This is a genomic window from Pseudoxanthomonas sp. 68-E7 (assembly GCF_057773145.1).
The window spans coordinates 256,212-278,155 of sequence record NZ_JBYMTI010000003.1 but is presented as its reverse complement, the minus strand read 5'-3'; the positions used below and the strand labels follow the sequence as shown (position 1 = coordinate 278,155).

Below are 21,944 nucleotides of genomic sequence, written 5' to 3'. Positions count from 1 at the left end.
TCCGCCGTGCGTATCCCGTGACCGAAGCCCCGCCTGTCAGCGGCCGCCGCGCCGCGCTGATCTTCATTTTCGTCACCGTCCTGATCGACATCCTGTCGTTCGGCGTGATCATTCCCGTGCTGCCCGGCCTGGTCCGCGAGTTCGTCGGCGGCGACTTCGCCAAGGCGGCCTGGTGGGTTGGCATCTTCGGCACCCTGTTCGCGATCATCCAGTTCGTCTGCTCGCCGATCCAGGGCGCGCTGTCGGATCGCTTCGGCCGCCGGCCGGTGATCCTGCTGTCGTGCTTCGGACTGGGCGTGGACTTCCTGCTGATGGCGCTGGCGCAGTCGCTGCCGTGGCTGCTGATCGCGCGCATCTTTTCCGGCGTGTTCTCGGCCAGCTTCACCACCGCCAACGCCTACATCGCCGATATCACCCCGCCGGAAAAACGCGCGCAGGCGTTCGGCATGATCGGCGCGGCGTTCGGCGTGGGCTTCATCATCGGTCCGATCATCGGCGGCCAGCTGGGTGCGATCGACCTGCGCCTGCCGTTCTGGTTCTCGGCCGGACTGGCGCTGCTGAACTTCCTGTATGGCTGGTTCGTCCTGCCGGAGTCGCTGCCGAAGGAGAAGCGCACGCCGCGCTTCGACTGGTCGCATGCCAATCCGATCGGTTCGCTGGTGCTGCTGAAGCGCTATCCGCAGGTGTTCGGCCTGGCAGCGGTGGTGCTGATCGCCAACCTTGCCCACTACGTGTACCCGAGCGTGTTCGTGCTGTTCGCCGAGTACCAGTACAAGTGGAATGAAAGGCAGGTGGCCTGGGTGCTGGCGATCGTCGGTGTGTTCAGCGTGATCGTGCAGGCCGGGCTGGTCGGGCGGATCGTGCCGAAGCTGGGTGAACGCCGCACGCTGCTGTTCGGTCTGGCCTGCGGCGTGGCCGGCTTCTTCATCTACGGCCTGGCCGACGTGGGCTGGATCTTCCTCGCCGGCCTGCCGATCAGCGCGTTGTGGGGCCTGGCCGGACCGGCGACGCAGGCGCTGATCACGCGCCAGGTCGGGCCGGAGGTGCAGGGCCGCATCCAGGGCGCGCTGATGAGTCTGGTCAGCCTGGCCGGTATCGTCGGACCGATGATGTATGCCAGTACCTTCGCCCTGTTCATCGGCAAGAACGCCCCGGCGCACCTGCCGGGCGCGCCATGGATGCTGGCCTCGCTGCTGCTGTTCATCGGCCTGCTGGTGGGTTGGCGCTTCGCCCGGCCGGCGCCGGACGCGCACGCCTGATCCAGCGAGGTGCCGGGGGGAATCCAACCTCCGGCACTGTTCGCGGACCTTCGGATGGGAGATGCTCGCGCCGAACACGAGACGCGAGGTTCCCCATGCGCAGGACGATACTGTTGGGCTTTGCCGTGGTGCTGGCCGGTTGCGCCAGCCAGCCCGATTACTACGACACCAATGCGGCGGTGGATGCGAATCCGCTGTGCGCCAGTCGCCCGGACAATCCGAATGATCCGGTCTCCAAGGACTGTGAACGCACCAGCGGCGTGCGCTGGTCGCAGGACGACAAAGGCGGCCAGCCGCTGGATCTGAGCGGGGCGAAGAAGAAGGACGATTGATCCGCGTCCTGGCGGGCACCCACCCGCCAGGCGGGCACCTGTTCCTCCGCGCCGGGAGGCAGCCTGCCGGCCAGGGGACCGGCGGCCACCTCCCTCCATCGCCGGTCACCTCCCGGATGGGAGAGAGACTTCATTCGGACGGGGACCGGCGATGCCGCGTCAGTCGTTCTCGACGTGGACGATGGCGCCGCTGGTGGCGTCCAGATGGATCTCCACGTCGTTACCGTCGGCACGCTCGGCCTCGGCCTTCCACATGCCGTCGTCGAAATCGACGTCATGCACCTTGGAATAACCGGCCGCGGCGAGTTTCGCCTTGATGTCGTTCTCGCTGAAGTTCGACACCAGCGCCTCGGCCTTGATGTCGCCGTTGGCCGGGTTCACGCGCACGTCGACGCGATTGCCATCCGCACTGGTGGCATCGGTCTCCCACATGCCGTCCTCGAAATCGAGATCATCCATGCGGGTGTAGCCCTTCTCGGTCAAAAGCGCCCGCACTTGCGGTTCGGTCATCGCCGCCTTGGCGGGATCCTGCGCCTGGGCCTGTGCCAGCAGCGGCGTGGCAGCCATCGCCAGCGACAACAGCCAGAGTTTGCGGGAAGGGCGGATGAAGGAATGCGTCTGCATGGTTCGCTCCTGTGTCGGGAGGAACCCGATACTGCCGCCGTCCACTTCACCGGCGGATGAACCCGCTGGAAAGACGGCGTGAACCGTTCGGCGACATGAAAACCGCGTGAGCGCGATGTTCTATCCGCGTCGCCAGATCAGCAAGGTCACCGCACCTGCGATCAATCCCCAGAACGCCGAACCGATGCCGGCGATGGTCAGGCCCGAAGCGGTCACCAGGAAGGTGATCAACGCCGGTTCGCGATGCGATTCCTCGCGCAGCGCCGCCGACAGGCTGTTGCCGATCGTGCCCAGCAGGGCGATGCCGGCGATCGCCATGATCAGTTCCTTCGGGAACGCGGCGAACAGCGCGGCGACGGTGGCGCCGAAGATGCCGACCAGCAGGTAGAAAACGCCGGCGGCGATCGCCGCGACATAGCGCCGATCCGGATCCTCGTGCGCTTCGCGGCCCATGCAGATTGCGGCGGTGATCGCGGCCAGGTTGAGCGCGAACGCGCCGAACGGCGCGAGCAGCAGGTTCGCCGCGCCGGTCCAGCCCACCGCCGGAGAAATCGGGATCGCGTAGCCGGAGGCGCGAATCACCGCCACGCCGGGCACGTTCTGCGAGGCCATCGTCACCACGAACAAGGGCAGCGCTATGCCGAACAGCGCCGGCAACGAGAAGCTGGGGAACAGGAAGATCGGTTTCGCCAGTTCCCAATGCAATCCGTCGGTCTTCAACTGGCCGAGTCCGGCCGCGAAGGCGATGCCGACCAGCAGGGTCAGGATGACCGCGTAACGCGGCAACAGCCGGCGTGCGAGCAGATAAACCACGAACATGGTCAGCGCCATGCCCAGCTGGGTTTTCATGGCGACGAAGGCGTCCAGGCCGAAACGCAGCAATACGCCGGCCAGCATGCCCGAGGCCAGCGACACCGGAATGCGGCTGATGGTTTTCTCGAAGATGCCGGAAAAACCCGCAGTGGTGATCAGCACCGCCGAAATCATGAAGGCGCCGATGGCGTCGGACAGCGGCAATCCGGCTGCGCTGCTGATCAACATCGCCGCGCCGGGTGTGGACCACGCGGTCACCACCGGCATGCGATAGCGCAGCGACAAGCCGATGCAGGTCAGGCCCATTCCCAGGCCGAGCGCCCACATCCAGGAACTGATTTCCTCCGGCGATGCGCCCAGTGACTGCGCGGCCTGGAACACGATGACCGCCGAACTGGCGAAACCGACCAGCACGGTGACGAAACCGGCGGCGATGGCGGACAGGGACAGATCGCGCAGCAAGGCGCGCGGCGGAGATGCGTTGGACATGGAGGTGCCGCTCGACGGAACCGGGTGATTGTCGCTTACGGATGCGGGCGCAGAAAGTGCGTGGCGCGGCTGCGGGTGATGGCGCGCATGGAATGCCGGATGCCGGTTGCCGCCATCGGTGTGATGGGGGAAGGCGGTGGTGGCCGCGAGTTTGTTGTCATGGCGCGGGGTTTCTCCGGTTGGCCCCCACCCCAACCCTCCCCCGCAGGCGGAGGAGGGGGCTGCGTGCGCGCGCTGACGGATTCATCGACGGGATGCGCCGTGTCAGCCGCTGGATGCAGCGCCGCTCCGGCTTAGGCTCCTTCCCCCGCTCGCGGGGGAAGGTTGGGATGGGGGCGCTTTCGGCGAGACAGAAAAGCCACATGCCACCCCCATCCATCGCGTCACTCAAACCCGACAACCGCCAGATCCTCTCAACCCCGCGACGCCCGCAACTCCACTGCTGCCAGCCAGCGCCGTGCGACCACCGGCGAGGTCATGCACACCGCATCATCCGTCACCGTGGTGACCGCGCGCTCCAGCAACTGGATGTCGGCTTCATGCTGGCGTGCCACGTGCGGGTCCTCGAAGAAAATCACCCGCTGGCAACGTCGCTCCAGCACGCGGTCGGCGATCTGCGCGTCGCCGCCCATCGGCCCGCTCTGGTAGCGCTCGGCCCAGGGCTTGTCCTGCGGCCAGCCGCGGCTCCAGGCCAGTTCGTTGAGACGCTGGCCGGTGGTGCCGGTGGCGACGCGGTGGGCGAAGCGCGACAGGTGATCGAAGTGCTCGGCGGCGAACGCCAGCATCTGCGGTTTCATCGCATCGTGCGCGATCAGCGCCAGGGTCTGCTCCTCCAGCGCATGGAAGCGATCCGCGGCCGGATCCGGCGCGAAGCCGGCGTGGATGCGTTCCATTTCCACCCAGTCGCGCGCCGAGGCGACCGTGGAGAGGAATGGTTTGCCGTGGATCACGCACTGCCGCTTCAGCGCGATCGCTTCGGGAAAGATGGAAGAAGGATCGACGGGATCGATCAGGTAGATGGCGCCATCGAGATTGCGTTCGGCGCCTTCCAGCCCGACCACTTCCGCCACCAGCTTCATCAGCCCGCCCTCGCGGCCATAGGGATAGCGGCGCAGGTGGGGATAGCTGGCCAGCATGCCGGCCGCGACGATGGCGTCGTGGGTGCGCCCGACCGCGTGCAGGCCGAGCTTCAGTTCGCGGATGCCGGACTCGCAGGCGCGCAGCCAGCGGAACAGCGCGGCGTCTTCGTTGTGATGGTGCAGGCGGTTGGCGGCAAGACCCAGGCGCATGGACGAGGCGTCGAAGGGGAAAGCCCTAGTCTAGCGATCCCGCGTGCGCGGCACAGGTGGGCGACGGCCCACCATTGCCATACCAATCCACCGCCGCCGCAACGAATATGGGACGTGGCTACGATGAACTACCCGGCCAACATCTCCGCGATGCTCGCCGCCGCATCCCGCCCTTCGGCCACCGCGGTCACCACCAGATCCGCGCCGCGCACGGCGTCGCCACCGGCGAACAGCTTCGGATGGGTGGTCTGGAACGGCAGGCGATCGGCGCCACCGGCGACGATGCGGCCGTTCGGCGTGCCTTCCACGCCCTGCGCCGCCAACCACTCCGGCACGCTGGGCGAGAAACCGAAGGCGATGATCACGACGTCGGCCTCCAGCAGCGATTCGCTGCCTTCGATCGGCACCGCGTTCTGGCGGCCGCGTGCGTCGGGTTCGCCCAGGCGGGTCTCCACCACCTGCACGCCGGTGACCTTGCCGTCGTCGTCGCCGACGATCGCCAGCGGCTGGCGGTTGAACAGGAAGCGCACGCCTTCCTCGCGCGCATTGGCGACTTCGCGCGCCGAGCCGGGCATGTTGGCTTCGTCGCGGCGATAGGCGCAGGTGACCTTGGCCGCGCCCAGTCGGATCGCGCTGCGCACGCAGTCCATGCCGGTGTCGCCGCCACCCAGCACCACCACCCGCTTGCCGGCCAGATCCGGCAGCGCGAGCTTGTCTTCCCAGCCGGCGATCGGCCGGCCCCAGGGATCGTTGCCGCCGACGATGCGACCGTTCTGCACCAGGAATGGAAGCGCCGGCAGCACGCCGTCCAGATCCTGTCCCTCCAGGCCGCCGTCGGTGTAGCGGTAGGCGCCGGTGCCGAGGAACACCGCGTCGTAGTCGGCCAGCAGTTCCTCCAGGCTCACGTCGCGGCCCACTTCCACGCCCAGCCGGAACTCGATCCCCATGCCTTCCAGTACTTCGCGGCGACGGGCGATGACGTTTTTTTCCAGCTTGAAGGTCGGGATGCCGAACTGCAGCAGGCCGCCGATCTGCTCGTAGCGGTCATACACCACCGCGTGGATGCCGGCACGCGCCAGCCGATCCGCGCAGCCGATGCCGGCCGGTCCCGCGCCGATCACCGCGACCCGCTTGCCGGTCGGCTTGACGTCGCTCAGGTCCGGACGCCAGCCGTTGGCCAGCGCGGTGTCGGTGATGAACTTCTCGACCGCACCGATGGTGACCGCGCCGAATTCCTCCAGCGTGCAGGCGCCCTCGCACAGGCGGTCCTGCGGACACACCCGGCCACACACTTCCGGCAGCGGGTTGGTCGAATGGCAGAGCGCGGCGGCTTCCTCGATGCGGTTTTCCTGCACCAGCTGCAGCCACTGCGGAATCGCGTTGTGTACCGGGCACTTCCAGCTGCAATACGGATTGCCGCAATCCAGGCAACGGCCGGCCTGGTACTGCGCGTCGGGCTTGTCGAACTTGCCGTACAGCTCGCCCCAGTCGCCGGAGGTGCGCAGTTCCAGCGGAATGCGCTGCGGCATGGTCCGCGGCAGTTCGAGGAATTGGAAGACGTGCTTCTTGCTCATGGCGGGGATTCGGGAATGGGGATTGGGGATTCGCGCAATCAAAAGCCGGGTGATTCGGGAACCGGGAAGCGGAGGGGGATGGCGCGCCTGCGAATCCCCAATCCCGATTCCCGAATCCCGTCGCTCAGGCGGCTCGCCTGAGCGAATCCGTCAACGACTCCAGGCTCGCGGCCTTCGGCTTGACCAACCAGAACTTGCCGACGTAGTCACGGAACTCGTCCAGGATCTGCTGTGCCCAGATGCTGCCGGTGAGTTCGCGATGGCGCTGGATCAGCTTGTGCAGGTGCTGGCGGTGGCTTTCGAAACCTTCCGGCGAGATCCGGTGGATGTCGATCAGTTCGTGGTTGTAGCGGTCGACGAAATCGCGATCCAGATCCAGCACGTAGGCCAGGCCACCGGTGAAGCCGGCGCCGAAGTTCAGGCCTACCCGGCCCAGCACCATCACGATGCCGTCGGTCATGTATTCGCAGCAGTGATCGCCTGCGCCTTCGATGACCGCCAGCGCGCCGGAGTTGCGCACGGCGAAACGCTCGCCCGCGCGGCCCGCGGCGAACAGTTCGCCGCCGGTGGCGCCGTACAGGCAGGTGTTGCCGAGGATCGGCGTGTTGCGCGCCTCGAAGCGCGCGCCGCGCGGCGGACGCACCACCAGCCGGCCGCCGGCCATGCCCTTGCCGACGTAGTCGTTGGCCTCGCCTTCCAGCTCCATGTTCAGGCCGCCGGCGTTGAACGCGCCGAAGCTCTGGCCGGCGGTGCCGCGGAAGCGCAGGTTCAACGGCGCGTCGGCCATGCCCTGGTTGCCGTGGGTGCGGGCGATGGCGCCGGACAGGCGGGTGCCGATCGAACGGTCGGTGTTGTGGATCAGGAAGCGGTGCTCGCCGCCGGCCTTGCGCCGGATCGGCTCGGCCAGCAGGCCGTCGAGCTGGGTGGCCAGGCTGTCGGGTGACTCGTACAGGCGCTGGGCCGCGCAGCTTTCGCTGCCGGTCTGCGCGCCCTGCAGCAGGCGGGCCAGGTCGACGCGCACGCCGGCGCGCGGCGAGGCATCGATCTGCTCCAGCAGATCGGTGCGGCCGACGATTTCGTCCAGCGAGCGCGCGCCCAGGTAGGACAGCCACTGGCGCACTTCCTCGCTGAGCAGGCGGAAGAAATTCTCCACCCGTTCCGGCAGGCCGGTGAAGTACTGCGAGCGCAGGCGCTCGTCCTGGGTGGCCACGCCGGTGGCGCAGTTGTTGAGGTGGCAGATGCGCAGGTATTTGCAGCCCAGCACGATCATCGGACCGGTGCCGAAGCCGAAGCTGTCCGCGCCCAGCAGCGCCGCCTTGACCACGTCCAGGCCGGTCTTCAGGCCGCCGTCGGTCTGCAGCACGGTGCGATCGCGCAGCTGGTTGGTGACCAGCGCCTGGTGCGCCTCGGCCACGCCCAGTTCCCACGGCACGCCGGCGTAGCGGATCGAACTGATCGGGCTGGCGCCGGTGCCGCCGTCGTGGCCGGAGATGGTGATGAGATCCGCGCCGGCCTTGACCACGCCGGCGGCGATCGTGCCGACGCCCGCGTGCGAGACCAGCTTCACCGATACCAGCGCCTGCGGATTGACCTGCTTGAGGTCGTAGATCAGCTGGGCCAGATCCTCGATGGAATAGATGTCGTGGTGCGGCGGCGGCGAGATCAGGCCGATGCCCGGGCGCGCGTAGCGCAGGCGGGCGATCAGTTCGTTGACCTTGTGGCCGGGCAGCTGGCCGCCTTCACCGGGCTTGGCGCCCTGGGCGACCTTGATCTGCAGCACTTCGGCGTTGACCAGGTACTCGGGCGTGACGCCGAAGCGGCCGGAGGCGACCTGCTTGATCTTGCTGCGCTTCTCGGTGCCGTAGCGGGCCGGATCCTCGCCGCCTTCACCGGAGTTGCTGCGCCCGCCCAAGCGATTCATCGCGATCGCCAGCGCCTCGTGCGCTTCCGGCGACAGCGCGCCCAGGCTGATCGCGGCGGTGTCGAAACGGCGCAGCAGATCGCCGGCATCGGCGACCTCGGACAGCGGCGTCGGCGTTTCCGCGCGCTTGAGCGCCAGCAGATCGCGCAACGCCGAAGGCGGGCGCGAGTTCACCGCGTCGGCGTAGGCCTGCCAGTCGGCGGCATCGCCGGTGCGGGTGGCGCGTTGCAGCGTGGTCACCACGTCCGGGTTGTACATGTGGTACTCGCCGCCGTGGACGTACTTCAGCAGTCCGCCGATTTCCGGCTGCGCGCGATCGTTCCAGCCGCGTGCTTCCAGCTCGCGCGCCTCGGCGTCCAGGCGTGCGAAGCCGACGCCGCCGATGCGCGAGGGCGTATCCGCGAAGCAGAGGTCGACCACGTCTGGCTCCAGGCCGACGATCTCGAACAGCTGCGCGCCGCGGTAGCTGCTGATGGTGCAGATGCCCATCTTGGAGATGATCTTGGACAGGCCCTTGTAGATGCCCTTGCGGTAGCTGCGGCCGATCTGGGCCTGCTCACCGCCCTTCTTGAGTTGCAGGATGCCGCGCCGGCCCAGGTCGAACAGGGTCTGGTAGGCCAGGTACGGATACACCGCGGTGGCGCCGTAGCCGATCAGGCAGGCGATATGGTGGGCGTCGCGCGCGGTGCCGGTCTCGATGATCAGGTTGACGTCGCAGCGCAGGCCTTCGCGGCACAGGTGATGGTGGACCGCGCCGGTCGCCATCAGCGCATGCACCATCGGCCGGCCCTGCTGCGGCCGGCGATCGCTCAGCACCACCATGACCATGCCTTCGCGCGCGGCCTGTTCAACCTCGGCGCAGATGCGCTCGATGGCCGCCTTCAGCCCTTCCTCGACGCTGTAGGACAGATCGATGTAGCGGTGCTTCTGGTCGTACGGATCCATCTTCAGCAGCTGGCGCAGCTTGCGCTGGCTGAGCACCGGCGAATTCAGGATGACGTGGTTCACCGTCTCCGGGCCGGCGTGGAAGATGTTGGTCTCCTTGCCGAGCTGGGTCGCCAGCGACATCACGCAGTCTTCGCGCAGCGGATCGATGGGCGGATTGGTGACCTGGGCGAAGCCTTGGCGGAAATAGTCGTACAGCGGCCGGGTCTGCCGGCTCAGCACCGCCATCGGGGTGTCGTCGCCCATCGATCCGGTGGCTTCCTGCTCGGTCTCGGCGAGCGGACGCAGCACCTGCTCCACTTCCTCGCTGGTCAGCTGGAACAGCTTGTGGAAGCCGCGCAGGGTCTTCTCGTCGAACGGCGCGTCGGTCAGCGACGGATCGATCAGTTCAGTCTGCAGGTAGGTGACGCCGTGGTGCAGCCACTGCTTGTACGGCGCGCGTCCACGGTTGATGCGATCCACCGCCTCGCTGTCGAGCAGGTCGCCGCGCTTCAGATCGATGGCCATCATCTCGCCGGGACCGAGCTTGCCCTTGCGGGTGACGCGCTCGGCCGGCACTTCCCACACGCCGGCTTCGGAAGCGACCAGGAAATGGCGATCGCTGGTCAGCATCCAGCGCGCCGGACGCAGGCCGTTGCGATCCAGCATGCAGGCGGCGTAGCGGCCGTCGCAGGCGACGATGCCGGCGGGGCCGTCCCACGGCTCGGTGTTGAGGCCATAGAACTCGTAGAACGCGGCCAGGTCGGCGTCCTTGAATTCCAGCGACTGGGTCGCCGGCGGGACCAGGATGCGCAGCGCCTGCAGCAGATCCATGCCGCCGGCGACCAGCAGCTCCAGCATGTTGTCCAGGCTCTGCGAGTCGGAGCCGTGCATGGAGATGACCGGATCGAATTCGGCGATGTCGAAACGCGGCGTCTTCCACACCTTGCTGCGCGCCTGCGCCCAGCGGCGGTTGCCTTCGATGGTGTTGATTTCGCCGTTGTGCGCCAGCAGGCGGAACGGGTGCGCCAGCGGCCAGCGCGGCAGGGTGTTGGTGGAGAAACGCTGGTGGAACACCACCGCGCTGCTGGCCAGATCGCTTCGCTGCAGATCCGGATAGAAGATCGGCAGCTTGTCCGGCAGCACCATGCCCTTGTAGCCGATGGCGTACTGGGCGAGGGTGACCACGTAGAAGTCGGGAATGCCGGCGCGCAGTTGCTGTTCGCTGCGGCGGCGGGACAAGAACAGCGCCAGCCCGAAGGCGTCGTCGTCCTGGTGATCGCCGGCATCGACGAAGATCTGTTCGATGCGCGGCAGGGTTTCCTTGGCCAGCACGCCGCAGACGCTGTCGTCGGTCGGCGGCACGCGCCAGCCGCGCGGTGTCACGCCGGCGCGACGCAGTTCGGCTTCCAGCACGGCGCGACATCGATCCGCCTGCGCGGCATCGTGCGGCAGGAACACCAGGCCGGCGGCGAAGCGTGCGCCCACGGCGATGCCGGCTTCTTCGGCCAGCGCGCGCAGGAAGGCATCGGGTTTCCGGATCAGCAGGCCGCAGCCATCGCCGGTGAGTCCGTCCGCAGCGACGCCGCCGCGATGGGTCATCCGCGAAAGCGCGGCAATGGCGGTGTCGACCAACGCGCGTGACGGCTGGTCATCCAACTGCGCGATCATGCCGAAACCGCATGCATCGCGTTCGTCGTTCGGGTCGTAGAGCCCGTGGCGACTGCGAGGGGCCATCTCTGCCTCAAACCTTTGCTGACGGCGACACCGTGCCCTGCCCCGCAGCGGCACTTCGAAATGTCACCGGAAGCCCGACTAAAGCACAGATGTTGCGGTGCCGCAACCGCGATCCGACGAAGCTCGACGATAGTTGCAGAAGCAACTTTTCAGTGGCTTTTCTTTGGTCTGCTGAGCGTGGGGATCGCGTGCGTGCTCAACCGCAACCGACGCGCGCGATGCGTCGCTGCGCATCGAGGTAAAGGTTGAGGCGGCCTGCGCGGTAGTCCTGCACGCCGACCTGATCCGCACGCACCGCACGCGCCATGTCGGCACCGGCGGCGGCGCGTGCTTTCTCGATCACGGCGGCATCGATCGGCAAACCGATGACGTTCTGTGCGGCGGAAGGATCACAACGCGGTGGCAAGGGCGCGAGCGCGGCCGCGGCGGGCGGTGTGGCTTTCGGCGGAGGGGAGGAACCACAGCCGGCGAGTGCGGCGGCGGACAGCCATGCGAGGGTGCTGAGCTTGCTGGCCATGCGGGATCCTTTCCCGGTGCGTGCCGACGCCCGGTGGCATCGCTGCGGATGGGGAGGATCTTAAGGCGTTTTCGCGTGCGGGCGATCGCCCCGGGGTTAGTTGACGGCGCGCGTTGGCCCCCACCCCAGCCCTCCCCCGCAAGCGGAGGAGGGGGCTGTATCCGTGCATTGGTCTTTTCCGGCAAACGACGGGAAGAAACCCGCGCTCGTAGACCGCCCCTTCCCCCGCGTGCGGGGGAAGGTTGGGATGGGGCGCTGGATGCGTGCGAGCGTGCGGGAGGGTGACGGCGTGCGTTGGCCCCCACCCCAGCCCTCCCCCGCAAGCGGAGGAGAGGGGCTGTATCCGTGCATCGGTTTTTTCCCGCAAACGACGGGAAGAAATCCGCGCTCGTAGACCGCCCCTTCCCCCGCGTGCGGGGGAAGGTTGGGATGGGGGCATTGGATGCGTGCGAGCGTGCGGGAGGGTGACGGCGCGCGTTGGCCCCCACCCCGGCCCTCCCCCGCAAGCGGAGGAGGGGGCTATATCCGTGCTTCGGTCTTTTCCGGCAAACGACGGGAAGAAATCCGCGCCCGTATACCACCCCTTCCCCCGCGTGCGGGGGAAGGTTGGGATGGGGGCGCTGGATGCGTGCGAGCGTGCGGGAGGGTGACGGCGCGCTGGCCCCCACCCCGGCCCTCCCCCGCAAGCGGAGGAGGGGGCTGTATCCGTGCATCGGTCTTTTCCGGCAAACGACGGGAAGAAACCCGCGCCCGTGTACCACCCCTTCCCCCGCGTGCGGGGGAAGGTTGGGATGAGGGCGCTGGATGCGTGCGAGCGTGCGGGAGGGTGACGGTTTGCGCTGGCCCCCACCCCAGCCCTCCCCCGCAAGCGGAGGAGGGGGCTGTATCCGTGCTTCGGTCTTTTTCGGCAAACGGCGGGAAGAAATCCGCGCCCGTGTACCGCCCCTTCCCCCGTGTGCGGGGGAAGGTTGGGATGGGGGCGCTCTCAGCGTTGCTGGAACCGCACGCGCCCGTGGTGCAAATCAATCAGCCGCAGCGAACGGCGGTCACCACGCCCTTGTCGTCCAGATCGATGTTCAGGCGATTGGGATTGAATTCCATGGTCGCCACTTCACCCGGCTTGAGCGTGCGCACGGCGGTGGCCTTCGCATCCTTGCCCGCCTGCTCGGTGTCGGCCGGCGTAGCGGCCTTGCCGATGATCCACTGCGCCTGGGTGTCGTCGCAGCTGCCCGGTGCGGGCGCGGTGCCGGTGGGATCGGCGCCGGGTTCGGCCTGCTCGGCGGCGGCGGCCTGCGATTGTTCCGTGGCGGCCGTCTGTTCGTCGGGCGCGGGTGCCGAGCAGGCCGCGAGCGTCAGGGTGAGCAGGAGGGCGGGAATCGCGTAACGGGACATGCAGGCTCCAGCAGCAATCGAAAGATGGGCCAAGCATCGCCCAGCCGGCATTCGCATGTCGTTAACCGGCCCCATCGGCAGGATCCGGGCATGGCCGAATCTCCCGAGGTCTTGAATGCTCTCGCCGAGGCCGCGCAGCAGGCGCGCGACGCGGGCCTGATCCACGTCAGCGACGTCGAGCCCGGGATCCGCCGCCGTCGTGCCGGGCGTGGTTTCGCCTACGTGGATGCGGCCGGCGCGATCGTTCGCGATGCGGCGACCCTGCAACGCATTCGCGCGCTGGCCATTCCGCCAGCCTATACCGACGTCTGGATCTGCGCGCACGCGCAGGGCCACCTGCAGGCGACCGGACGCGATGCGCGTCGGCGCAAGCAGTACCGCTACCACCCGCAGTGGCGGTGGGTGCGCGACAACGGCAAGTTCACCCGCATCGTCGCCTTCGGCCGGGCGCTGCCACGCCTTCGCCGGAAGGTCCGCGCCGATCTGGCGCTGCCGGGCTATCCGCGCGACAAGGTGATGGCGATCGTGGTGGCGTTGATGGCCGCGACCCTGGTGCGGGTGGGCAATGCGGAATACATGCGAGACAACGGTTCGTTCGGATTGACCACCCTGCGCAACCGGCATGTCGAGTTCGTCGGTGGCGGACGCGTGCGGCTGCACTTCACCGGCAAGGGCGGGCAGGCGCACGACATCGCGGTCGACGACCGGCGCCTGGTCCGGCTGGTGCGCGGTTGCCGGCAATTGCCCGGGCAGCTGCTGTTCCAGTATCGCGACGACGACGGCGAACTGCATCCGGTGGATTCGGGCGCGGTCAACGATTACCTGCGCGCGGCGATGGGCGAGACGTTCACCGCCAAGGACTTCCGCACCTGGGCCGGTACCCTGGCGGCCTTCCAGTTGCTGGCGGCCACGCCACCGCCGGAACGGCGCAGCGAGCGAGCACTGGCGCGGGTGCGGCAGGCGGTGACCGAAGCGGTCGCGGGCATGCTGGGGAACACGGTGGCGGTTTGCCGCAAGGCCTACATCGACCCGGTGGTGTTCGACGGCTGGCGCGATGGCCGGTTGGCCCGCTGCGCCCAAGGCGTGCGCGGGCCGCGCCAGTGGGAACAGGCGGCGCTGCGGTTCCTGGATCGTGCCCACCGCGACGCCGCGCGCGCGGCGTCCGGTGGCAGGCGTCGCCGCGGGGACGCCGGCGCGAAATGATCAGCCGCAGGTGACCTGGGTGATCTTGTTGTCCTTGTCCAGGTGCACGTTCACCCGGTCCTCGCGGTAATCCATGGTGACGGCCTGATTGGGACCGATGGGACGGATCAGGCCGGCGCCGCTCTCGCGCCAGACGCGGCCCATGTTGGCCTGGTTGCCTTCCTGGCCGACCGCCCACTGCACGGGTTCGGCATTGCACTTGCCCGAGCCGGGCTTGGGCGCGTCGCCCGCGCCGGCTTCGGCGGTGGGCGTGGTGGTGCAGGCGGTCATCGCCAGCGCGGCGGTGACAGTGGCGAAACCCAGCAGGGTGCGCAGGGACATGGCGGCTTCCTTATCGGTGGGTGGATGGCGCGCATGGTATGCCGAAACACGCCTTGCGCTGTTGGTGGTGTGTCGCAGGTTGGAGTGGAAGCAAACCCCCTCGATCCCCTTTCTTCGAAGGGGGAGGAAAGGCGCCGCCATCCGCTGTTGAGAGGCGCCTGCTTCAGGAGCGGAAAGCAAATCCCCCTAGGTCCTCCTTTGACCAGCCACTCGGCTGTTGTGAAGCGCCGCAAAAGGAGAAGAAAAGCAGGCCGTTCCGAAGGAGCAGCCCCCTTTGAAAAAGGGGCGGGCGGCCGCGCAGCGGACGACGGGGGATTTGCCTTGGAGCAGGTTGATCCCCTCGATCCTCCTTCTTACGCACTCAACAGCCGAACAGCTGATCAGGGAAGACAGAAGCAAATCCCCCTCAATCCCCCTTCTCCGAAGGGGAGGCAACTCAGTCGCGATAGATCCGCGGCGCGCGCTTCAGGCCACACAGCAGCGAGTAGGCGCTGCCGTTGGCGTGGCGGGCCAATTCGGTGACCGGGATCTGCGCGCCCCACAGCTCGATCCGGCTGCCAAGACCCGCCTGCGGCAGGTCGGTCAGATCGACGGTGAGCATGTCCATCGAGACCCGGCCGATCAGCCGGCTGCGCTGGCCGTCGATGGCGACCGGGGTGCCGGTGGGGGCGAAGTGCGGATAGCCGTCGGCATAACCGAAGGCGACCACGCCGACCCGGGTCGGGCGTTCGGTGACGAAGCCGCCGCCGTAGCCGATCGGTTCGCTGGCGGCGAGTTCGCGCACGCTGATGATCTTCGATTCGGCGGTCATCACCGGGCGCAGGCGATCGGCCTGCGGGTGCGCGTCGGAAAATGGCGTCGCGCCGTACAGCATCAGCCCGGAACGGCCCCAGTCGCCGCCGACGCCGGACCAGCCGAGCAGGCCGGGCGAGTTGGACAGGCTGCGTTCGCCGGGCAGATCGCCCAGCGCGGCGGCGAACGCGTCCACCTGCTCGGTGGTGCGCGCGCTGTCCAGTTCGTCGGCGCGGGCGAAGTGGGTCATCGCCACCACCGAGGCCACCTGCGGCAATGCGTTCAACCGCTGCCAGGCGGCGCGGTAGTCCTGCGGCGCCAGGCCGACCCGATGCATGCCCGAATCCAGCTTCAGCCAGATCCGCAGCGGGCGTTCGAGAGGGGCCCGCGCCAGCGCCTCGATCTGCCAGTCGGCGTGGATCACGCACCACAGATCGTGCGCGGCGATCACCGGCAGTTCGTCGGCTTCGAAGAAACCTTCCAGCAGCAGGATCGGCGAGCGGATGCCGGCGCCGCGCAGGGCCAGCGCCTCTTCCAGGCAGGCGACCGCGAAGCCGTCGGCGGCTTCGGCCTCCAGCGCCTGCGCGCAGCGGACCGCGCCGTGCCCATAGGCATCGGCCTTGACCACGGCGAGGGAACGGCCGCCCGCGAGTTCGCGGGCGATGCGGTAGTTGTGGCGCAGGGACTGCAGGTCGATCAGCGCGCGGGCTGGGCGCATGGTTCAGGCTGGGGGTCGTGGCCGCCGCGGCGCGCGCCGTAGCGGGAAATATCGAGGCCTTCGCCGCTGATCTGCGGCATGCGCGAGGCCATCAGGTCGGCCAGGTAGCGGCCCGAGCCGCATGCCATGGTCCAGCCCAGTGTGCCATGTCCGGTATTGAGGAACAGGTTCGAGTACTGCGTCGCGCCGACCACCGGCGTACCGTCTGGCGTGGCCGGGCGCAGGCCGGTCCAGAAGCTGGCGCGGGACAGATCGCCACCGCGCGGATACAGATCGCCGACCACCATTTCCAGGGTGGCGCGACGCTTCGGCGACAGCGACAGATCGAAGCCGGCCACCTCGGCCATGCCGCCCACGCGGATGCGATCGTCGAAGCGGGTGATCGCGATCTTGTAGGTCTCGTCGAGGATGGTGGAGGTCGGCGCCATCGCGGCGTCGACGATCGGCAGGGTCAGCGAATAGCCCTTGAGCGGATACACCGGCAGGCGGATGCCCAGCGGCGCCAGCAACTTCGGCGAGTAGCTGCCCAGCGCCAGCACGTAGCGGTCGGCGGTTTCCAGCTTGCCGTCGATGCGCACGCCGCGGATGCGGCCGCCCTGGGTTTCCAGCGCCTCGATGGTCTGGCCGTAGCGGAATTCCACGCCCGCCGCCTCGGCCATCGCCGCCAGCCGCTGGGTAAACAGTTGGCAATCGCCGGTCTGGTCGTTGGGCAGGCGCAGCGCGCCGACCAGCTTGTCGGACACGCTGGCCAGGGCCGGCTCGACCCGGGCGATGCCGTCGCGATCCAGCAGTTCGTAGGGCACGCCGTACTCGTCCAGCACTGCGATGTCCTTGGCCGCGCCGTCCAACTGGGCCTGGGTGCGGAACAACTGGGTGGTGCCGAGCTGGCGGCCTTCGTAATGGATGCCGGTTTCGGCGCGCAGTTCGTCCAGGCAGTCGCGGCTGTATTCGGACAGCCGCACCATGCGCGCCTTGTTGATGGCATAGCGGGATTGGGTGCAGTTGCGCAGCATCTGCGCCAGCCACAGGTACTGGTTCGGATCCAGGCCCGGGCGGATCGCCAGCGGCGCATGTTTGGAGAACAGCCACTTCAGCGCCTTCAGCGGCACGCCCGGAGCGGCCCACGGCGAGGCGTAGCCCGGCGAGATCTGGCCGGCATTGGCGAAGCTGGTCTCGCCGGCCGGTGCGGCCTGCCGATCCACCACGGTGACCTCGAAGCCGGCGCGCGCCAGATACCACGCGCTGCTCGTGCCGATGACCCCGCTACCCAGTACCAGTACCCGCATGAGGATGCTCCGCCCTGTTTCCAGACAATTCCCTGCCTCGAAAGGCCAGGAACATGAGTTCGGCGAGTATAGGGACGGTTATATAGGGTTATTTTCCGTATTTGATGGCAACATTGGTGGAAACCACCAGAAAGCCCCGCTTCCTTGGAGCCGCCATGACCCAGCGCCGCCGCGAACTGGACAAGATCGACCGCAACATCCTGCGGGTGCTGCAGGAGGAGGGGCGGATTTCCTTCACGGAGCTGGGCGAACGGGTCGGCCTGTCGACCACGCCCTGCACCGAGCGGGTGCGCCGGCTGGAGCGCGACGGGGTGATTACCGGCTACTACGCGCGGCTGGATCCGCAGTACCTCAAGGCCAACCTGCTGGTGTTCGTGGAGATCAGCCTGGCCTACAAGTCCGGCGACATCTTCGAGGAGTTCCGCCGCGCCGCCCTGCGCCTGCCCAACGTGCTGGAATGCCACCTGGTGTCGGGCGATTTCGACTACCTGATCAAGGCACGCATCTCGGAGATGGCCTCCTACCGCAAGCTGCTCGGCAGCACCCTGCTGACCCTGCCGCACGTGCGCGAATCCAAGAGCTACATCGTGATGGAAGAGGTCAAGGAAACCCTCAGCCTGCCGGTGCCCGACTAAGCCCCCGCCTGAACGGTCCGGGATGACGATGGGCACATGACGCCCGCGCGCCGGACGGGAGTATCGTGGCCGCCTTTGTCCCGTTCCGAGGTCCGCCATGCATGCCCACCGCTGGATCCTGCTGACCGCCGCGCTGTGCGGCGCCAGCGCCTGCAACCGCACGCCCGAACCGGCCGCCGAGGCGCCCAAGGCCGAAGCGCCCGCCGCCGCGCCGGTCATCGGCATCGACCTGGCCGGCCTGGACAAGGCGGTCGCGCCGGGCGACGACTTCGACGAATACGCCAACGGCGGCTGGCGCAAGAACGCGGTGATTCCGGACGACCGTTCCAGCACCGGCGTGTTCCTGGAAGTGTTCCAGAAGGCGGAGAAGCGCAACGCCGATCTGGTCCAGGGCCTGGCCAAGGCCAACCCGGCCGCCGGCACCCCCGAGCGCAAGATCGCCGACTACTACGCCGCCTACATGGACGAGGCGGGCATCGAGCAGCGCGGCCTGGCGCCGCTCCAGCCGTGGCTGGACCGCGTCGACGCCATCGCCACGCCCGCCGATCTGGCGCGCTACATCGGCAGCAGCGTGCGCGCCGACACCGATCCGCTCAACGCCACCAATTTCGCCACCGACAACCTGTTCGGCCTGTTCGTCGCCCAGGGCCTGGAAGATCCCTCGCAGAACGTGGGCTACCTGATGCAGGGCGGCCTGGGCATGCCGGACCGCGAGTACTACCTGGCCGCCGACAAGGAGATGGCCGCCAACCGCGAGAAGTACCAGGCCTACATCGCCCACCAGCTGAAGCTGGCCGGCGCCAGCGACGCCGACGCGGCCGCCAAGGCCAAGGCGATCTTCGATCTGGAAATGAAGATCGCCAACGCGCACGCCAACATCGTCGACAGCCAGGACGTGCACAAGGCCAACAATCCGTGGGAAACCGCGGCGTTCGCCGGCAAGGCGCCGGGCATGGACTGGAAGGCGTTCTTCGAAGGCGCCGGCTTGGGCGGGCAGAAAGTGCTGATCGCTTGGCAGCCGGATGCGATCAAGAAACTATCGGCGCTGGTCGCCAGCCAGCCACTGCAGACCTGGAAGGATTACCTGCGCTTCCACGCCATCGATCACAGCGCCGGCCTGCTGCCCAAGGCCTATGCCGACGCCAGCTTCGAATTCCACGGCAAGACCCTGCAGGGCACGCCCAAGCAGCGTGATCGCTGGAAGCGCGCGATCGGCGCCACCAACGGCGCGCTCGGCGACGCCATCGGCCAGATCTACGTGAAGCAGTACTTCCCGGCCTCATCCAAGGCGCAGGTCGAGGAGATGGTCAACAACATCCTGGCCGCGTTCCGCGAGGGCGTGGACAAGCTGGAATGGATGACCCCGGCCACCAAGGAAAAAGCCAAGGCCAAGGCCGCGACCATGCGGGTCGGCGTGGGCTATCCGGAAACCTGGCGCGACTACGCCGCGCTGGAGGTCAAGGCCGACGATCCGCTCGGCAACGCGCGTCGTGCGGAAGAGTTCGAGTACCGCCACCAGACCGCCAAGCTGGGCAAGCCGGCCGATCGCGCCGAATGGTGGATGACCCCGCAGACGGTCAACGCGGTGCAGCTGCCGTTGCAGAATGCGATGAACTTCCCGGCCGCGATCCTGGAAGCGCCGTTCTTCGATCCCAAGGCCGATCCGGCCGCCAACTACGGCGCGATCGGCGCGGTGATCGGCCACGAGATCAGCCACGGCTTCGACAACACCGGCGCCGAGTTCGACGACCAGGGTCGCCTGCGCAACTGGTGGACGCCGGAAGACGCCGCGCACTTCAAGGCCGCCGGCGACCGCCTGATCGCGCAGTACAACGCCTACGAACCGCTGCCGGGCCTGCACATCAACGGCGAGCAGACCCTGGGCGAGAACATCGCCGACGTGTCCGGCCTGGCCATCGCCTACACCGCGTACAAGAAGTCGCTGGGCGGCAAGGAAGCGCCGGTGATCGACGGCCTGACCGGCGACCAGCGCTTCTTCATCGCCTACGCGCAGGCCTGGCGCACCAAGACCCGCGACGCGGCACTGCGCGCGCAGGTGATCGGCGATGGCCACGCACCGGGCCGCTACCGCGCCCAGACCGTGCGCAACGTCGATGCCTGGTACGCCGCGTTCCCGTCCAAGCCGGGCGAGAAGCTGCACCTGGAAGCGAAGGATCGGGTCAAGATCTGGTAAGCCGGCACGCCGGCACTGCATCGACTCGTGACGGGGGATACCCGCGAGCGCAGACCGTCCCCCTCCCCCGCTGGCGGGGGAGGGCTGGGGTGGGGGTCACCGGAAAAAATCCGCACCCGGGCACCCGCGTCAAACCCATAAACCATAGCCGTCGATCACACAGCGAGCGCCGAAAGCGCCCCCATCCCGGCCTTCCCCCGCTTGCGGGGGAAGGGGCAACGCCGTAACGCGGCGATGACTGCAAGCGAACGCAGATCGCTCCCTCCCCCGCGTGCGGGGAAGGGGCAACGCCGTAACGCTGCGACGACTGCAAGCGAGCGCAGATCGCTCCCTCCCCCGTTGGCGGGGGAGGGGCAACGTCGAAACGCGGCGACGACTGCAAGCGAGCGCAGATCGCTCCCTCCCCCGCTGGCGGGGGAGGGTTGGGGTGGGGGCCGGAAAAATCCGCATCCCGGCACCTGCCGCCAAACCCATGCATCGTCGCCGCCGATCAGACAGCGATCGCCGAAAGCGCCCCCATCCCGGCCTTCCCCCGCACGCGGGGGAAGGGGCAACACCGAAACGCGGCGATGACTGCAAGCGAGCGCAGATCGCTCCTTTCCCCGCGTGCGGGGCAAGGGGCAACGTCGAAACGCGGCGACGGCTGCAAGCGAGCGCAGATCGCCCCCTCCCCCGCACGCGGGGGAGGGTTGGGGTGGGGGCGACCGGAAAAAATCCGCACCCTGGCGCCACCCCAGCTCAAACACCGCCGCTGTCGCTCACACAGCGATCGCCGAAAGCGCCCCCATCCCGGCCTTCCCCCGCACGCGGGGGAAGGGGCAACGCCGAAACGCTGCGATGACTGCAAGTGAGCGCAGATCGCTCCTTCCCCCGCACGCAGGGGAAGGGGCAGCACCGAACCGCTGTGATGTTCCGCAGGTCGAAAGCGCAGGAGAAGGGCGACTGGCGACGACCGTCCTTTTTCATGTCTCCGTTTCGCCGCACGCCGGCGTACGCCGCCGGGCACGATTGCGATGGTGTGCCGGTGCAGGCATAGTCCGCCGGGCAAGCGACGCGACGCAGGAGCGCCATGAAGAACCGACCGGTTTCCCGCCCGGAACCCGATGACGAGCAGCGCCGGCTGGCGGTGCTGATCGACGCCGACAATGCCCAGCCCGCGGTCATCGAAGGGCTGCTCGGCGAGATCGCGAAATACGGTGTCGCCAGCGTCAAGCGCATCTACGGCGATTTCACCAGCACCCGCATGACCCAGTGGAAGCAGGCGCTGCTGAAGCATTCGATCGCGCCGGTGCAGCAGTTCGCCTACACCAGCGGCAAGAACGCCACCGACAGCTCGCTGATCATCGACGCGATGGATCTGCTGTACACCCAGCGCTTTGACGGTTTCTGCCTAGTGTCCAGCGACAGCGATTTCACCCGCCTGGCCCAGCGCCTGCGCGAGGAAGGCCTGATGGTGTACGGCTTCGGCGAACGCAAGACGCCGGACGCGTTCGTCCAGGCCTGCGACAAGTTCGTCTACACCGAGGTGCTGCGCAGCGAGACGCCACCGGCGCCACCACAGCCTCCGGCCAAACCAGCGAAGAAGGCGGCGAAGAAGGCCGGCGCGCCGAAGAGCGCGCCGGCGCAGGCCGAGCCCACCGCCGCGCCGACCCCGGAACCGGCGCGTGGCGAGGCGCTGCCGTTGCGGTTGATCCGGCAGGCCATCGAGGAGGCCTCCGACGATCAGGGCTGGGCGTTCCTGGGCACGGTCGGCAGCTACCTGATCAAGATCCGGCCGGACTTCGATCCGCGCCTGTACGGGCAGAAAAAACTCAGCGATCTGCTGAAGCAGCATCCCCGCCACTTCGAAGTGGAAGAGCGCGGCGGGGATGGCGGCGCCAGCCGGCGCTTCTACGTGCGCTGGCGCGACTGACGGAGGGAGCGG

At 68.0% G+C, this 21,944-nt stretch carries 16 protein-coding genes; 6 read left to right on the top strand and 10 right to left on the bottom strand.

The window, feature by feature from the left end:
• Positions 1-17: 17 nt before the first annotated feature.
• Together AC3DE2_RS09265 and AC3DE2_RS09260 are read left to right on the top strand one after the other, a co-directional pair.
• Positions 18-1,259 (top strand): TCR/Tet family MFS transporter, encoded by a 1,242-nt coding sequence (locus AC3DE2_RS09265; RefSeq protein ID WP_295378419.1) that lies wholly within the window; start codon positions 18-20, stop codon positions 1,257-1,259.
• A 95-nt stretch (positions 1,260-1,354) separates the two neighbouring features.
• Positions 1,355-1,591 (top strand): hypothetical protein, encoded by a 237-nt coding sequence (locus AC3DE2_RS09260; RefSeq protein ID WP_488425955.1) that lies wholly within the window; start codon positions 1,355-1,357, stop codon positions 1,589-1,591.
• A 159-nt stretch (positions 1,592-1,750) separates the two neighbouring features.
• On the opposite strand, the gene AC3DE2_RS09255 is transcribed toward AC3DE2_RS09260, so the two are convergent.
• The 7 genes from AC3DE2_RS09255 to AC3DE2_RS09225 form a co-directional block, all read right to left on the bottom strand.
• Entirely contained in the window at positions 1,751-2,215 is a 465-nt protein-coding gene (locus AC3DE2_RS09255; protein WP_488425954.1) for a PepSY domain-containing protein, read from the bottom strand.
• Between the two features lie 120 nt (positions 2,216-2,335).
• Entirely contained in the window at positions 2,336-3,517 is a 1,182-nt protein-coding gene (locus tag AC3DE2_RS09250; protein ID WP_488425953.1) for a benzoate/H(+) symporter BenE family transporter, read from the bottom strand.
• 413 nt (positions 3,518-3,930) lie between these two features.
• The gene (locus AC3DE2_RS09245; RefSeq protein WP_488425952.1) at positions 3,931-4,806 is read right to left on the bottom strand and encodes a methylglyoxal synthase; all 876 of its coding nucleotides are present in this window, start codon (positions 4,804-4,806) and stop codon (positions 3,931-3,933) included.
• A gap of 128 nt (positions 4,807-4,934) precedes the next feature.
• Positions 4,935-6,380, bottom strand: a complete 1,446-nt coding sequence (locus AC3DE2_RS09240) for an FAD-dependent oxidoreductase (RefSeq protein ID WP_488425951.1) — start codon at positions 6,378-6,380, stop codon at positions 4,935-4,937.
• Positions 6,381-6,504: 124 nt separating this feature from the next.
• Complete coding sequence (gene gltB / locus AC3DE2_RS09235; protein ID WP_488425950.1) at positions 6,505-10,962, bottom strand: glutamate synthase large subunit; 4,458 nt, start codon at positions 10,960-10,962, stop codon at positions 6,505-6,507.
• 196 nt (positions 10,963-11,158) lie between these two features.
• Entirely contained in the window at positions 11,159-11,479 is a 321-nt protein-coding gene (locus AC3DE2_RS09230) for an I78 family peptidase inhibitor (protein WP_488425949.1), read from the bottom strand.
• A 1,026-nt stretch (positions 11,480-12,505) separates the two neighbouring features.
• A complete protein-coding gene (locus AC3DE2_RS09225) occupies positions 12,506-12,871 on the bottom strand; it encodes an I78 family peptidase inhibitor (protein WP_488425948.1) in 366 nt (121 codons plus the stop codon).
• Positions 12,872-12,961: 90 nt separating this feature from the next.
• Here AC3DE2_RS09225 and AC3DE2_RS09220 point away from each other — a divergent pair, with 90 nt between their 5' ends.
• Positions 12,962-14,074: a DNA topoisomerase IB gene (locus AC3DE2_RS09220; protein WP_488425947.1), complete on the top strand. Its 1,113-nt coding sequence runs from the start codon at positions 12,962-12,964 to the stop codon at positions 14,072-14,074.
• Here the strand turns inward: AC3DE2_RS09220 and AC3DE2_RS09215 are convergent, their stop codons facing one another.
• From AC3DE2_RS09215 to AC3DE2_RS09205, 3 genes are all read right to left on the bottom strand, one after another.
• Complete coding sequence (locus tag AC3DE2_RS09215; protein ID WP_488425946.1) at positions 14,075-14,395, bottom strand: I78 family peptidase inhibitor; 321 nt, start codon at positions 14,393-14,395, stop codon at positions 14,075-14,077.
• A 436-nt stretch (positions 14,396-14,831) separates the two neighbouring features.
• Positions 14,832-15,905, bottom strand: coding sequence for an alanine racemase (gene alr, locus AC3DE2_RS09210; protein WP_488425945.1), 1,074 nt, complete (start codon positions 15,903-15,905; stop codon positions 14,832-14,834).
• Positions 15,884-17,191, bottom strand: a complete 1,308-nt coding sequence (locus AC3DE2_RS09205; protein WP_488425944.1) for a D-amino acid dehydrogenase — start codon at positions 17,189-17,191, stop codon at positions 15,884-15,886. Before AC3DE2_RS09205 ends, alr begins: the two co-directional genes overlap by 22 nt.
• 155 nt (positions 17,192-17,346) lie before the next feature.
• Between AC3DE2_RS09205 and AC3DE2_RS09200 the strand changes: the two genes are divergently transcribed.
• The 3 genes from AC3DE2_RS09200 (at position 17,347) to AC3DE2_RS09190 (ending at position 21,932) form a co-directional block, all read left to right on the top strand.
• Positions 17,347-17,826, top strand: coding sequence for an Lrp/AsnC ligand binding domain-containing protein (locus AC3DE2_RS09200; protein WP_141454834.1), 480 nt, complete (start codon positions 17,347-17,349; stop codon positions 17,824-17,826).
• A gap of 97 nt (positions 17,827-17,923) precedes the next feature.
• The gene (locus AC3DE2_RS09195) at positions 17,924-20,020 is read left to right on the top strand and encodes a M13 family metallopeptidase (protein WP_488425943.1); all 2,097 of its coding nucleotides are present in this window, start codon (positions 17,924-17,926) and stop codon (positions 20,018-20,020) included.
• Positions 20,021-21,089: 1,069 nt separating this feature from the next.
• The gene (locus AC3DE2_RS09190; protein WP_295381391.1) at positions 21,090-21,932 is read left to right on the top strand and encodes an NYN domain-containing protein; all 843 of its coding nucleotides are present in this window, start codon (positions 21,090-21,092) and stop codon (positions 21,930-21,932) included.
• Positions 21,933-21,944: the final 12 nt, after the last annotated feature.